This is a genomic window from Amycolatopsis sp. NBC_01286 (genome assembly GCF_035982555.1).
Lineage (GTDB): Bacteria > Actinomycetota > Actinomycetes > Mycobacteriales > Pseudonocardiaceae > Amycolatopsis.
Map to the genome: position 1 here is coordinate 2643335 of NZ_CP108428.1, position 13737 is coordinate 2657071.

The 13737-nt window shown below is 72.4% G+C and carries 13 protein-coding genes; 7 read left to right on the plus strand and 6 right to left on the minus strand.

Features of this window, described 5'->3' with window-relative positions:
* Nucleotides 1–21: 21 nt before the first annotated feature.
* The 3 genes from OG570_RS12850 to OG570_RS12860 all read left to right on the plus strand — a co-directional run bounded on the left by OG570_RS12850 (nt 22) and on the right by OG570_RS12860 (nt 2175).
* Nucleotides 22–1020 carry a phosphoribosylaminoimidazolesuccinocarboxamide synthase gene (locus OG570_RS12850; RefSeq protein WP_326945168.1) on the plus strand — a complete coding sequence of 333 codons (999 nt, stop codon included), beginning with the start codon at nt 22–24 and terminating at the stop codon, nt 1018–1020.
* Nucleotides 914–1405 (plus strand): NADPH-dependent FMN reductase, encoded by a 492-nt coding sequence (locus OG570_RS12855; RefSeq protein ID WP_326960000.1) that lies wholly within the window; start codon nt 914–916, stop codon nt 1403–1405. The genes OG570_RS12850 and OG570_RS12855 overlap by 107 nt, the downstream gene beginning before the upstream one ends.
* A gap of 74 nt (nt 1406–1479) precedes the next feature.
* Nucleotides 1480–2175: a DUF2334 domain-containing protein gene (locus OG570_RS12860; RefSeq protein ID WP_247059207.1), complete on the plus strand. Its 696-nt coding sequence runs from the start codon at nt 1480–1482 to the stop codon at nt 2173–2175.
* Here OG570_RS12860 and OG570_RS12865 read toward each other — a convergent pair.
* Nucleotides 2172–2807 (minus strand): MBL fold metallo-hydrolase, encoded by a 636-nt coding sequence (locus OG570_RS12865; RefSeq protein WP_326956633.1) that lies wholly within the window; start codon nt 2805–2807, stop codon nt 2172–2174. The two genes, OG570_RS12860 and OG570_RS12865, sit on opposite strands and share 4 nt — an antisense overlap.
* A 37-nt stretch (nt 2808–2844) precedes the next feature.
* Nucleotides 2845–3783 carry an ArsR/SmtB family transcription factor gene (locus OG570_RS12870; RefSeq protein ID WP_326956634.1) on the minus strand — a complete coding sequence of 313 codons (939 nt, stop codon included), beginning with the start codon at nt 3781–3783 and terminating at the stop codon, nt 2845–2847.
* A gap of 67 nt (nt 3784–3850) precedes the next feature.
* Here OG570_RS12870 and OG570_RS12875 point away from each other — a divergent pair, with 67 nt between their 5' ends.
* Nucleotides 3851–5014, plus strand: a complete 1164-nt coding sequence (locus tag OG570_RS12875) for an MFS transporter (RefSeq protein WP_326956635.1) — start codon at nt 3851–3853, stop codon at nt 5012–5014.
* Nucleotides 5015–5048: 34 nt separating this feature from the next.
* Nucleotides 5049–6545, plus strand: coding sequence for an aldehyde dehydrogenase family protein (locus OG570_RS12880; RefSeq protein WP_247059203.1), 1497 nt, complete (start codon nt 5049–5051; stop codon nt 6543–6545).
* Nucleotides 6546–6636: 91 nt separating this feature from the next.
* Here OG570_RS12880 and OG570_RS12885 read toward each other — a convergent pair whose 3' ends face one another.
* Nucleotides 6637–8217: a GMC family oxidoreductase gene (locus OG570_RS12885; RefSeq protein WP_326956636.1), complete on the minus strand. Its 1581-nt coding sequence runs from the start codon at nt 8215–8217 to the stop codon at nt 6637–6639.
* 173 nt (nt 8218–8390) lie between these two features.
* Here OG570_RS12885 and purS point away from each other — a divergent pair, with 173 nt between their 5' ends.
* Both purS and purQ read left to right on the plus strand, forming a co-directional pair.
* On the plus strand, nt 8391–8630 hold the full coding sequence (purS, locus tag OG570_RS12890; RefSeq protein WP_247059198.1) for a phosphoribosylformylglycinamidine synthase subunit PurS: 240 nt from the start codon (nt 8391–8393) through the stop codon (nt 8628–8630).
* Nucleotides 8627–9304, plus strand: coding sequence for a phosphoribosylformylglycinamidine synthase subunit PurQ (purQ, locus tag OG570_RS12895; RefSeq protein WP_326945162.1), 678 nt, complete (start codon nt 8627–8629; stop codon nt 9302–9304). Before purS ends, purQ begins: the two co-directional genes overlap by 4 nt.
* 411 nt (nt 9305–9715) lie before the next feature.
* On the opposite strand, the gene OG570_RS12900 is transcribed toward purQ, so the two are convergent.
* The 3 genes from OG570_RS12900 to OG570_RS12910 all read right to left on the minus strand — a co-directional run bounded on the left by OG570_RS12900 (nt 9716) and on the right by OG570_RS12910 (nt 13586).
* Entirely contained in the window at nt 9716–10144 is a 429-nt protein-coding gene (locus OG570_RS12900) for a pyridoxamine 5'-phosphate oxidase family protein (protein ID WP_326956637.1), read from the minus strand.
* Nucleotides 10145–10209: 65 nt separating this feature from the next.
* Nucleotides 10210–11955 carry an ABC transporter ATP-binding protein gene (locus OG570_RS12905; protein WP_326956638.1) on the minus strand — a complete coding sequence of 582 codons (1746 nt, stop codon included), beginning with the start codon at nt 11953–11955 and terminating at the stop codon, nt 10210–10212.
* Complete coding sequence (locus OG570_RS12910) at nt 11952–13586, minus strand: ABC transporter ATP-binding protein (RefSeq protein ID WP_326956639.1); 1635 nt, start codon at nt 13584–13586, stop codon at nt 11952–11954. The genes OG570_RS12905 and OG570_RS12910 overlap by 4 nt, the downstream gene beginning before the upstream one ends.
* Between the last annotated feature and the right edge of the window lie 151 nt (nt 13587–13737).

Here is a 13737-nt window from a genome sequence, read left to right on the forward strand (position 1 = left end):
GTGCCCGTTAGGGTTCAGTGCGTGACACCCCTCCCCAGACACCCCAAGCTCGTCACCGGCAAGGTCCGCGACCTGTACGACGCGGGCGACGACCGGCTCCTGATCGTTGCTTCCGACCGCATTTCGGCTTTTGAACGTGTATTTGTCACCCCGGTTCCGGACAAGGGCCGGGTGCTCACGGCGATGAGCGTGTTCTGGTTCGGCGAGCTCGCCGACGTCCTGCCGAACCACCTCGTGGCCAGTGACGGGCCGGGGATCCCCGACGCCGTGCGTGGCCGGGCGATGCTGGTCGAGCGGCTCGAGATGCTGCCGGTGGAGGCCGTCGTCCGCGGCTACCTGACCGGCCGCGGCTACGCGGACTACCGCCGTGACGGCGCGGTGTGCGGCGTCGTGCCGCCGCCCGGGCTCGCCGAGGCGGCCCGGCTGCCCGAGCCGATCTTCACGCCGTCCACAAAGGCCCGTCCCGGCGAACCCGACGAGAACATCGACTTCGACACGTTCGTCTCGGTCCTCGGCCGCGCGCTCGCGGAGGAGGTCCGGGAGGCGTCGCTCGAGCTGTACCGCCGCGGTGCCGCGCGGGCCGCGGAGCAGGGCCTGCTGCTGGCCGACACGAAGTTCGAGTTCGGCATCGGCGCGCACGGCGGCCTGGTGCTGGCCGACGAGGTGCTGACGCCGGATTCGGCGCGTTACTGGCCCGCCGACGGCCACCGGCCCGGCCGGCCGTCGTTCGACAAGCAGCACGTGCGCGACTGGCTCGTCGACCCGGTGTCCGGTTGGGACTGCGCGTCCCCGTTGCCGCCGTTGCCGCCCGAAGTGGTGACGGCCACGCGGGACCGCTACATCGAGGCTTACCACCGCATCACCGGGCTGTGCCTGGCAGACTGGCCCCGTGATCCTGCTGATCTGCGGCAGCCTGCGAGCAGGCTCGGGCAATGCGGCGGTACTGGGGACCGTCGCGACCCTCACGGAGACCACGACGTTCACCGGACTCGGCGATCTCCCGCACTTCAACCCCGATGACGACCGCGACCCGCTGCACCCCGCCGTCGCTTCGCTGCGCGCGGCCATCGCGGCCGCGACGTCGGTGCTGATCTGCACCCCGGAGTACGCCGGCGGCCTGCCGGGGTCGTTCAAGAACCTGCTCGACTGGACGGTCGGCGGCGGTGAGATCTACGGCAAGCCGGTCGCCTGGATCAACGCCTCGTCCGTTGCGGCGCCGACTGGCGGCGGCGACGCACACGACTCGTTGCGCAAGGTGCTGACGTACGCGGGCGCCGAGATCGTCGAGGAAGCCTGCGCGCGGGTCCCGGTCCCGCGCGCCGCGGTCGCCGACGGCGTGGTCGCCGACCCCGACCTGCGCGAGCGCATCGCCGTGGCGGTCCAGCGCCTGAGTGAAGGCGGCTGACCCTTCCGGCAACGGCCGCCCGCCCGTCCTGCGCAGTTCACGCCGACGTCAGACGCGTGCGTCCCAATGGTGGCGTGGACGCTCAGTTGCTGGTTTCGCTGTCGGGCATCACCCCGCGCACGCTGCACCGGTGCGCCGATCTCGCGGCCGAGCTCGACCGCCGCAAAGTGCCGCTGTCGGTGCTGTACGCCGCGCGCACCGGCGAAGGCCCGGTGACGGAGTGGGTGCGCACCCGCGCCCGCCGTGGTGATTCCGTGCTGCTGCACGGCTACGATCACGTCGTCACGCCCACGCATCGCACGGTGTACCTGGGCAAGAAGGCCGAGTTCGCGACGCTGCCCGCGCACGAGGCGCGGCTGCGGCTGATCGCCGCGAAGGCCGCACTCGACGCCGCCGGGCTGGCCGTGGACGGCTTCGCGCCGCCGCGCTGGATCGCGTCCCAGGGCACGCTCCAGGCGTTGGGCGAGCACGGCTTCCGCCTGTGCGCGGACCTCGGCGCGGTGCGCGACCTCGTCACCGGCGAGGTGCGCCGCGCCCGCGTCCAGGAGTTCACCAGCCAGTCGCAGCGCACCGAGACTGTCCGCTGCTTCGCGCTGGTGCTGGCGGCCGCGCGCGCCGCGCGCCGGGGCGGCCTGGTCCGGCTCGGTGTCGACGCCATCGACCTCACCCGCCCCGGCCTCCGCCAGGCCCTCCTCGACGCCGTCGACGTCGCCCTGGAGAACCGCGCGTTCGGCGCGACCTACGGCTCGCTGCGCACCGTCGCCGCCTAGAGCTTCGCCGGCTCGGCGCGCTCGAGCACCTTCACCTCGGTGCCTTCGGGCGCGAGGTTGCCGAACAGGCCGTAGTGCATGCCCGGGTTGGCGAGCACGGCTTCGTGGATCGGCACGGCGATCCGCGGCGCCACCGCGCGCAGGTAGTCGACCGCTTCGCCGGCCTTGAGCCACGGCGCGCCGGTCGGCAGGCCGAGGACGTCGATGTGCTGCTCGGGCACGAAGAACGAGTCGCCGGGGTGGAAGAACGCGCCGTCGTCGAAGACGTAGCCGATGTTCGGGATCGTCGGGATGTCGCTGTGGATCACGGCGTGCTCGCCGCCGACGGCCTTGATCGACGTGTCCCCGATCGCGAACGCGTCCCCGACGTTGGCGATGTCGAACGGGACACCCAGCTTCCCGACGGCCTCGGCCGAGCCGGGGTCGACGATCAGCTTCGCGTCCGGGTTGGCTTCGAGCACCTTCGGCAGCCGCTCGACGTCGAGGTGGTCGAAGTGCTGGTGCGTGATCAGCACGGCGGCCAGCTCACGCTCGCGCTCGAAGTCCGTGGAGAACGTGCCGGGGTCGATCAGGATCCGCTCCGAGCCGGTCTCCAGCAGCACACAGGCATGTCCGAAATGGACGATACGCATCGATGATTCTCCTTCACGGGTCGTGATTCCACCCTAGTCAGAGTTTGCCGGTCAGCAACGCGTCGCCGAGGCCGGTGCGGCGGTACAGCACCCGGTGCCCGCTGCGCTCCGACGTCAGCAGCCCGGCCGCGCGCAACGCCGTCAGGTGCGCCGACACCGTCGCCGGGGCGAGGTCGAAGCGGCGCGCCAAGTCGGCCGTCGCGGCCGGGGCGTCCAGGCCGGTCAGCAGCAGCGCCCGGGTCCGGCCGAGCACCTCGGCCAGCGGTTCCGGCGGCGCCGTCGCCGACGTCCACAGCGACGCGACGCCGCGGGCGGGGTAGAGCAGTGACGTCTGCCACGGCGGCACCGTCACCACCCCGACGTTCGGCCACGCGAACACCGCCGGGATGAACAGCAGGCCGCGAGAGTCGATCTCGAGCCGTTCGCGGGAGCGGACGTCGACCAGCACCGACGTCCCGGCCGGCCGGACCTGCGGGTGGAGTCCGGCCAGCATCGCGGTGATGCCCCCGGAGCCGAGCAGCCGCGTCCGGTACGCGATGTCGGCGGCCAGCAGTTCGCGCAGGCGCGGCCACCGCGGGGCGAGCAGCGCGTTCCAGACGGTTTCGAGCTGGCCGGCCAGCAGGTCCCGCGCGGTCGCCGGGTCGGCCGGGAGCAGCGAGAGGTCGGCGTCGACCATCGCCAGCTCCAGCGCGACCTGGTGCGGCGGCGTCTCACGGACCACCCGCAGCTGGGCCTCGGCGGTGGTTTCCGGCCCCTCGGGCGGTGGGCTCAGGAACTCGGTGATGTAGTGCCGCGCGCTCAGGACCGCCGCCAGCTCGGGGACGTCGAGCGCGGGGGCGGCGGACACCCACGGCAGGTGCGCCGGGTGCCCGCGGAGCCCGAGCAGCGTCTGGACGGCGCCGAGGACCTCTTCCAGCGGCGAGATCGCGAAGCGGACGCGCTGGCTGCCGGCCGCGCTCAGGACCAGCTCGATCATGGCGACCCCGGATTCGCTCGTGCCCGAATCAGTATGGCGCAAACCGCCGCCGTAAGAGCGTGCTCCCATGTCGTTGTTCACCCATCGCGCCTACTGGCGCTGGTCGGCGGGCGTCCAGTTCGCCCGGCTCCCGGCGACCATGGCGCCGCTCGCGTTCACCCTGCTGACCACGGCCACCACCGGCTCGTACCGGCTCGGCGGGGTGCTGATGTCGGTCTACGTCGTCGCCGAGATGACCGGCGCGGTGCCGGTCGGGCGGTTGCTGGACCGCGTCGGCGTGACGCGCGGCCTGCCCGCGCTGCTGCTCCTGACCGCCGCCGGCTTCGCCGTGCTCGCCTTCGCGGCGTCGGCGTCGGCGTCGGCGTCGGCGGCCGCGCCGACCGCCGTGCTGCTCGCGCTGGTCATGCTGCCCGGCGCCACCGCGGGCGCGTTGTCCGGCGGGTTCCGGACGCTGCTCGCGGACACCGTCGACGACGCGCTGCTGCCGCGGGCCATCTCCGTCGACGCGATGCTGCTCGAAGGCGTGCTCATCGGCGGCCCGGCGCTGGTCGCGCTGCTCGACCTGGCCGGTCCGTTCGTGCCGCTCGCCGCGATGGCCGCCGCCTGCGTGGGCGCCGCCGTGCTCGTCCCGCGCCGCGCGGCCGAGCGCGAACGGGAGGAAGCCGGGCCGGACGTGCCACCGGTCGGCGTCGGCACCTACCTGCCGTGGCTGTGCTGCGCGTTCACCGTCGGGCTGCTGCTGTCGACGATCGAGGTCGCGCCGCTGCCGCTCGTCCAGCGGCTCGGCGCGCCCGACACGGCCGCGCCGGTGGTGATCGCGGTGCTGAGCGGCGCGAGCATCGTGGGCAGCGCGCTCTACGCGTGGCGCGGCAAGACCGGCGACCCGCGGCTGTTCCTCGGCGGGTTCATCGTCGGCGGACTCGCCCTCGCGGGCGACTTCGGCTGGCCGGGCCTGATCGCTTCGGTGGCCGTGATCGGCGGGTGCACCGGGCCGCTGGTGGCCGCGACCTCCGTCAACCTGCAGCGGCTGCTGCCGAAGAACCGCAGGTCAGCGGGTTTCTCGCTGTCGTTCACGGTGCAGGCGTGCGGCTTCGGGCTCGGCTCGCTGGCGGTCGGCGTGCTGCCGCTGTGGCTCGCGCCGGTGTTCGGTGTCTTTGCTGCGGCGATCGCCGGTGCAATGCTGGTGGCGAAGCCCGCGGGCGCTATTGGCACCACGTCAGTAACGTCGTAACCTGGGCTGAACCTCGACCTTGCGGGAGACGCCGATGACTGCCGTCCAGCCTAAGCCGACGTCCCTCGGCGAGACCTTCGACTCGCTGAGCCCGGCGACCGACGAGGTCGTCGGGACCTACCCGGTGCACAGCGCCGAGGACGTGCAGGCCGCCGTCGTGCGGGCGCGCGTCGCGGCGAAGTGGTGGGCTGACCTCGGCTTCGCCGGCCGCGCGGAGCGGCTTCGCGGCTGGAAGGGCGTGCTGACGCGACGGCTGCCGCAGCTGTGCCAGGTGGTGCGCGACGAGACCGGCAAGCCGATCGCCGACGCGCAGCTTGAGAGCGTTCTGGCCATCGAGCACATCGCGTGGGCCGGCAAGCACGCGAAGAAGATCCTCGGCAAGCAGAAGCGCTCGGCCGGGCTGCTGATGTCGAACCAGGCGGCCACCGTCGAGTACCAGCCGCTCGGCGTCGTCGGCGTGATCGGCCCGTGGAACTACCCGGTGTTCACGCCGCTCGGCTCGATCGCCTACGCGCTCGCGGCGGGCAACGCCGTCGTCTTCAAGCCCAGCGAGTACACCCCGGGCGTCGGCAAGTGGCTGGTCGACGCGTTCGCCGAGATCGTCCCGGAGCAGCCGGTGCTGCAGCTGATCACCGGCTTCGGCGAGACGGGCGCGGCGCTGGTCGGCGCGGGCGTCGACAAGATCGCCTTCACCGGCTCGACCGCCACCGGCAAGCGGATCATGGCCGCGGCCGCCGAGACGCTCACCCCGGTCGTCATCGAGGCGGGCGGCAAGGACCCGGTGCTGGTCGACGCGGACGCCGACCTCGACGCCGCGGCCGACGCGACGGTTTGGGGCGCGTTCTCCAACTCCGGCCAGACCTGCATCGGCGTCGAGCGGGTGTACGTCCACGAGAAGGTGCACGACGAGTTCGTCGCGAAGGTCGTCGAGAAGTCGAAGGACGTCCGCGCGGGCTCGGACGAGGCCGCCCAGTACGGCCCGGTGACGATGCCGTCGCAGCTCGGCGTGATCAGGCGCCACATCCAGGACGCCGTGGCCCGCGGCGGCAAGGCGGTGCTGGGCGGCGAGGACTCGGTCGGCGACCGGTACGCGCAGCCGACGGTCCTGATCGACGTCCCCGAGGACTCTGAAGCCGTCACGGAGGAGACGTTCGGCCCGACGGTGACCATCGCGAAGGTCCGCAACATGGACGAAGCGATCGAGAAGGCGAACAACACGAAGTACGGCCTGGGTTCGACGGTGTTTTCGAAGTCCCGCGGCGTCGAGCTGGCGGAAAAGCTGCGCACGGGCATGACGTCGATCAATGCCCCGCTTTCGTTCGCCGGCATCGCATCCCTGCCGTTCGGCGGCGTGGGCGACTCGGGTTTCGGCCGCATCCACGGCCCGGAAGGCCTGCGCGAGTTCGCCCGCACCAAGGCCATCGCCCGCCAGCGCTTCACGGCGCCGTTGACGCTGACGTCGTTCACCCGCAAGCCTTCGACGGACGCCATGGTCGCCAAGCTGGTGACCATCCTCCACGGCAAGCGCTGACCCGCTCCGGGGTTGTGGACAACTCCCGTCCGCAGCCCCGGAACTGTCGGTAGCCCCCGGTAAACTGGATACCGGGGGCCGCGGCCCACCCTCAGCGCCCCCGGATGAGGTCCGCCGCCTTCTCCGCCACCATGATCGTCGGCGCGTTCGTGTTCCCGCGCGGCACCACCGGCATCACCGACGCGTCCACCACCCGCAGCCCCTCGATCCCGCGCACCCGCAGCTGCGGGTCGACCACGGCCTGCTCGCCCGTGCCCATCGCGCACGTCCCGACCGGGTGGTACAGCGTCTGCGTGTTCTCGCGGATATGCTCCACGAACTCGGCGTCGGTCAGGTCGTGCCGCGTGGGCAGGAACGGCTTGTCGAGGAATCGCTTGAGCGGCCCCGACTTCCCGATCTCGACGAGCGCCTTCAGCCCGGCGATCATCGCGTCCATGTCCTTCGATTCCGCGTAGTAGGCCGGGTCGATTTCCGGCTTCCACAACGGATTCGCCGACTTCAGCCGCAGCCGGCCGCGGCTGGCGACGTCCACCAGCGTCGCCGCCGACGTGAAGCCGGGGACGGTCGGTTCGCGCATCCCGTTGTCGTAGAACAACGTCGGCGCCACGTGGATCTGCATGTCCGGCGCGGGCAGGCCGTCGCCGGTCGGGAAGAACGCGCCCGCCTCGCCGATGTTCGACGCCAGCGGCCCGCGCTTGGTCAGCTGGTAGCGCACGAGTCCGGCCGGCGTGGCGGCGTTCACCAGGTCGGTGGTGCCGCGGGTGGACCAGATGATCCCGCACGCGGGGTGGTCGTGCAGGTTCTCGCCGACGCCCGGCAGCGCGGTGACGACGTCGATGCCGTGCTCGCGCAGGTGCTCGGCCGGGCCGACGCCGGAGACCATCAGCAGCTGCGGCGAGTTGACCGCGCCGCCGCTGAGCAGCACTTCGGCCGACGCGCGCGCGGTGCGCTCGACGCCGTTGTCCACATAGGACACGCCGATCGCGCGCGTGCCCTCGAACACGATCCGGGTGGCCTGCGCGCCGGTCTTCACGGTGAGGTTCGGCCGGTCGAGCGCCGGGCGCAGGTAGGCGTCCGCAGTGGACCAGCGACGGCCCTTCTTGCAGGTCACCTGGTAGTTGCCGGCGCCTTCCTGGCTCTCGCCGTTGAAGTCGTCGGTGCGCTTGAGGCCCCACGCGACGGCGGAGTCGACCCACGCGCTCGACAGCTCGTGGGTGAACCGGCGGTCCTCGACGTTCAGCGGGCCGTCGGTGCCGTGCAGCGGCCCGCCGAAGCGCTGGTTGCCCTCGGCGCGCTTGAAGTAGGGGAGGACGTCGTCCCAGCCCCAGCCTTCGGCGCCGTGGGAATCGCGCCAGCCGTCGTAGTCGGCGCGGTTGCCGCGGATATAGATCATGGCGTTGATCGACGAGCAGCCGCCGAGCATCTTCCCGCGCGGCCAGTACGCGGACTTGCCGGTGTGCTTCTGCTCGACGGTCTCGTAGTTCCAGTCCCACCGGGTCTTGAACAGCGACGCGAACGCGGCCGGAATGCGGACTTCGTCGGCGGTGTCCTCGCCGCCCGCCTCCAGCAGCAGGACCTGCGCCGACGGATCCTCGGTGAGGCGGTTCGCCAGCACGCACCCGGCGCTGCCCGCACCGACGATCACGTAGTCAAAGGAGTCCTGGACGGCCACGGTGCCTCCACTCGCTGTTGGCGCGATGTCAACGACTCATCATGGCGCAGGGCCGCGCCGTGGGCCAGTCTAGGTTTTCCGGTGGCCCTCGCCACCTGGGCGCGGGTCCGGTGAACCGGGTGAACTATGCTCGCCGGGTACCCACGACCTGCGTGAATAAGGAGCAGCCTGCCGTGGCCCGAGTTGTCGTCGACGTCATGCCCAAGCCCGAAATCCTCGACCCGCAGGGACAGGCCGCGCTCGGCGCCGCCGGCCGTCTCGGCTTCACCGGGATCAAGGAGATCCGCCAGGGCAAGCACTTCGAGATCGAGGTCGACGACTCCGTCGACGACGCGACGCTCGAGAAGATCGCCGAAGGTTTCCTCGCGAACCCGGTGATCGAGCAGTGGACCATCACGCGGGTCGGCGCGTGAGCGCCCGCATCGGCGTCATCACCTTCCCGGGCACCCTCGACGACGGCGACGCGGCCCGCGCGGTCCGCTACGCCGACGCGGAGGCCGTGCCCCTGTGGCACGCCGACGAGGACCTGCGCGGCGTCGACGCCGTGGTCGTCCCGGGTGGCTTCTCGTACGGCGACTACCTGCGCGCGGGCGTCATCGCCCGGTTCGCGCCGGTGATGACGTCGGTGATCGAGGCCGCGCGGGCCGGGATGCCGGTGCTCGGCATCTGCAACGGGTTCCAGATCCTCTGCGAGGCCGGCCTGCTGCCGGGCGCGATGATCCGCAACCAGGGCCTGCACTTCATCTGCCGCGACCAGTGGCTGCGCGTCGAGAACACGTCGACGGCGTGGACCTCGCGCTACGAGCAGGGCGCCGAGATCCTCATCCCGATGAAGAACATCGACGGCTGCTACGTGGCCGAGCAGTCCACTTTGGACGCGCTGGAGGCCGAGGACCGGGTCGTCTTCCGCTACGTCGGCGGCAACCCGAACGGCTCCCGCAACGACATCGCGGGCATTCGCAGCGAGAACGGCCGCGTGGTCGGGCTCATGCCGCACCCGGAGCACGCGATCGACGCGCTCACCGGCCCGTCCGACGACGGTCTCGGCATGTTCTACAGCGCGGTGGACGCGCTGATCAAGGCTTGACGCACCGGCCGGGGAGGGTGTCGCCTCCCCGGCCACCGCGCCGACCCTCCCGACACGCGCCCCGACTCCCCAGGTCCGCGAGTCGACTCTCTCGGCACGCGACCTGACTTCCCAGGTGCGCGACTCGACTCCCTGGGCACGTGAGCCGTCCATCCAGGTACGCGTGTCGTCCCGGTGATCACGCGTGTCGACTGCTCAATCACGCGAGTCGACCCTTCGATCACGTGTGTCGGCGTTTCGCGCACGGCCTCCGGCCGGAACTCGCGAGCCGATCGCTGTGCTCACCGCGCGAAAGTGCGGCCCGCGGCCCCCGGTATCCAGTTTACGGGCGTCCACCGACAGTTCCGGGGCCGCGCACAGGGGATCAGCTTCCCCATCCACAACCCGCGAGTTGTCCACAACCCGGACCGGTCAGGTCTTGCTCTGGTCGTTCGAGAGCCACTTCTCCGGCCGCACCCGCACGAGCACCGACTGCGGGCCCAGCGCCGAGTCGACGTACTCCCTCGCCTGCTCCGCCGGCCAGTACCGGCCTGCGATCCGCAACGCCTGTTCGCGCGTCGGGGGCTCGTCGTTCGCGATCACCGGGCCCTCGACCGTCACATACCTGTACGGCGGTGTCTCGTCCTGGGCGGCCAGGCTCAGCCGGCCCGCCGCGCGGATCGCGCGGTCCTTGACCGTGTCGCGTTCCATCCAGATCAGCAGCTCGCCGCCCGGCGCGTAGTCGTACCAGACCGGGACCGCCAGCGGTGCGCGTCCGGCGCGCTCCACCGCCAGCACCCCGACATGCACCCCGCTCAGGAACGCCTCGCGCTCCGCAGCCGTCATGACGAAGGACGACATGTCACTCCCCAGGTAGCGGTCATCTACCGGGAAGCAACACGTTGGCGAGTCCGGACATTCCGGACTCAGCTCGCCGCCGCCACCAGGCGGGCGTACGAACCGCCCGCCGCCAGCAGTGACGCGTGCGGGCCCAGCTCCGTGATGCGGCCGCCCTCGACCACCGCGACGCGGTCGGCTGCCGCCGCGGTGTGCAGGCGGTGGGCGATCGCGATCACCGTGCGGCCGGCCAGCACGCTGTTCAGCGAACGCTCCAGGTCGCGCGCCGAGCCCGTGTCCAGCAGGGACGTCGCCTCGTCGAGCACCAGCGTGTGCGGGTCCGCGAGCACGACCCGGGCCAGCGCCAGCTGCTGCGCGACCGCCGCCGGCACCGGGTACGCGCCCGAGCCGATCTTCGTGTCGAGGCCGTCCGGCAGGCCCGCGACCCAGCCGGACGCGCCCGCCGACTCCAGGGCCGCCGTCAGCTCGGCGTCCGGCCAGTCGCCGCCCGCGCGGCGGGCCGGCAGGGCCAGGTTCTGCCGGAGCGTCCCCGAGAAGACGTGGTGCTCCTGGGTCAGCAGCAGGACCTCGCCGCGCAGCACGTCGTCGGCCAGTGCCGAGACGTCCTGGCCGCCGATGCGCACCGAGCCCGCGGACGGCACCGCGATGCCGGCCAGCAGCCGCCCGAGCGTCGACTTGCCCGCGCCCGACGGGCCGACGATCGCCAGCCGCTCGCCGCGCGGGACGCGCAGGTCGATGCCGTGCAGCACTTCGCGGTCGGCGGTGTAGGCGAACCGGACGTCGTGCACGTCGATGTCGCGCCCGCGCGGCACCTGCGTCACCTTCGGGGTCTCCTCGACCGCGACCTCGCGGATGCCGAGGATCCGGCGGGCCGCGGCCGCCGCGACCTGCAGGTCCTCCAGCCAGAACAGCGCGGAGTTGAGCGGGTTCGCCATCGCCTGCATGTACAGCAGCATCGTGGTGATCTCGCCGAGCCCGGCCCAGCCGCGCGTGTACGCGAGCAGCCCGAGCAGCAGCATGACGGCCAGCGGCAGCACGTAGCTGATCTCCAGCGACGGCAGCCAGCGCAGCTGCAGCGCCCGCATCCGGCGTTCGCCGAGGATGCTCCGGTCCAGGTCGTCGTGGGCGCCGGTGACCCGGCGTTCGGTCAGCCCGAGCGCCTCGACCGTCCGCGCGCCCTCGGCCGTCTCGTGGACGCTGGTCGTCAGGTCCGCCCAGCGGTCCAGCATCGCCTGCATCAGCGCCGGGATCCGCCGTTGGTACCAGACGTTGACGCTGATCAGCAGCGGTGCCGCGACCAGCAGGCCGAGCGCCAGCAGCGGTGACGTCAGCACCATCGCCGCCACCGTGAACACCACGGTCACCGCCGCGACCAGGATCTCCGGCGCCGCGAACCGCGCCGCGTGGTCGATCCGGCCGAGGTCGGTGGTGGCCCGGCTGAGCAGGTCGCCGGTGCCGGCCGCCTCGACGGTGCCGAGCGGCAGCTGCAGCGCCGTGCCGACGAACTCCTCGCGGGTCTCGGCCAGCACCAGCTCGGCGAACACCGCGCCGCGCATCCGCGCGACCTTCCGCGACAGCGCCTGCAGCAGCAGGATCACGACGAACACGCCCGCCAGCACGTCGACGTGCGTGGTCGTGGTCCCGGCCGCGACGGCGTCGACCAGCGAACCGAGCAGCTGCGGGCCGGCCAGCCCGATCAGCGTGGACACGGCGAGCGCGCCGAGCAGCAGCGCGACCTCGCGCTTGTGGGCCGCCGCCGTCCGCAACGCCCAGCGGCGGACGTCCCGCCGGGACGCCGTGGGGAGCCGCTTCACACCGTCACCACCTTCGTCGTGAATACCTCGTCGGCCACATGTGTCCACAATGGACTCTGGCTGAACACCACCGTCGTCTTGCCGCGGCGCAGGGCCGCGACGCGCTCGGTGATGCGTGCCTCCGTGTGCGCGTCGACCGCCGACGTCGGCTCGTCCAGCACCAGGACGTCCGCGTCCACGGCCAGCGCGCGGGCCAGGTTCAGCCGTTGCCGCTGGCCGCCGGACACCTCGCGGCCGCGCTCGCCGATCACCTCGTCGACGCCGTCGGGCAGCGCCTCGACGATGTCGTCGGCGTCGGCCGCGTACAGCGCGTCGGTGATGTCCACGCCGCTCGGCCGCGCCGGCGTCAGCTGCTCGCGCAGCACGCCGGAGAACCAGATGTCCTGGTTGTGCGCGTACACCACCCGCCGCCGCAGCTCCACGAGCGCGACCTGGTCCGCCCGGACCCCGCCGACCAGCACTTCCTCGCCCGCGGCCGGGTCGGCGAACCGGGCCAGCCGGTCGGCCACCGCCTCGCCGCCGGCGCCGAAGTCGACCACTGTCAGCTGCCCGGCCACGACCCGCACCCCGGACTCCGTGTCCGCCAGGTCCAGCGGCCCGTCGGGCAGCCGCACCGGCGTTTCGGGGTCCGCCAGCGCCGGGTGCAGCGCCAGCAGCGCCACCACCTTCCGCGACGCCACCAGGCCGGACGTCAACGACCCGACGGCTTCCGTGGCGGCGGAGACCGGCCAGATGAGGAACATCGAAACGCCGTAGAACGCCACCAGCTGCCCGAGGTCGATGGTGCCGCCCACGGCCAGCCGCGCGCCCAGCCACGTGATCACCACGGTGACCAGGCCCGGCATCGCGACTTCGGCCGCGGCCAGCCACGACTCGGCCTTGCCGACCTCGACGCCGGCCCGGCGCACGCGCTGGCTGGTCTCGCGGAAGCGGCCGGAGAACCGCCGCTCACCGCCGATGCCACGCAGGATCCGCAGGCCGGACACGATGTCCGCGCCGAGGGCGTTGACCTCGCCGCGCATCTCGCGCTGGCTCGTCTTGCGCTTCTGCAGCGGGGCCAGCAGCGGCCCGATGCCCAGCACCGCGAGCGGCACGCCGACCAGCGCGACCACGCCGAGCAGCGGCGACGTCGAGACCAGCCAGATCGCGACCACGACGAACGCCAGCAGCGAGCCGAACGCCCGGCCGGCCATCTCGACGGTGTTGCCGATGTGGTTGATGTCGGTGGTGGCGATCGCGACCAGGTTGCCGGTGGTCGTCTGCTCGCGCAGGCCGGCGCCGACGCGCGTGGTGTGCGCCGACACGAGCCGCTGGGTGGAGCCCGCGCCGTGCAGCCACAGGCCGTAGTTGATGAAGTGCATCCAGGTCCCGGACACGGTCTGCACGACGCCGAGCACGGCCGCGGCCAGCGCCCAGCGCCCCACGCCCGCACCGTCGTGCGCGGTGATGGCGCCGATGCCCTGGCCGATCACCAGGGGCAGCAGGGCGCCCGGCAGCGCCCACACGACGCCGATCGTCGCCGAGCCCAGCACCGTGCCGAGGCGAGCCCGGAACACGGCGAGCAGGAACCGGCTCGCGGTCGGCCGTGCGGGGAGCCGCAGCGGCGGGAAGGGATATGTGGCGGAAAGCACGATTCCCGACGTTAAGCCGACGACCCGGGGTTGGCGACCGATTTTCGCGCGCCCGCCTGCGGCCGCGCCTCCGCTCGGTGGCCGCGCACCCGGCCGGTCGCTCGTCTGCCGGAGTCCCGGATCAGCCGATCCGGGACCGGAAGTGCTACTC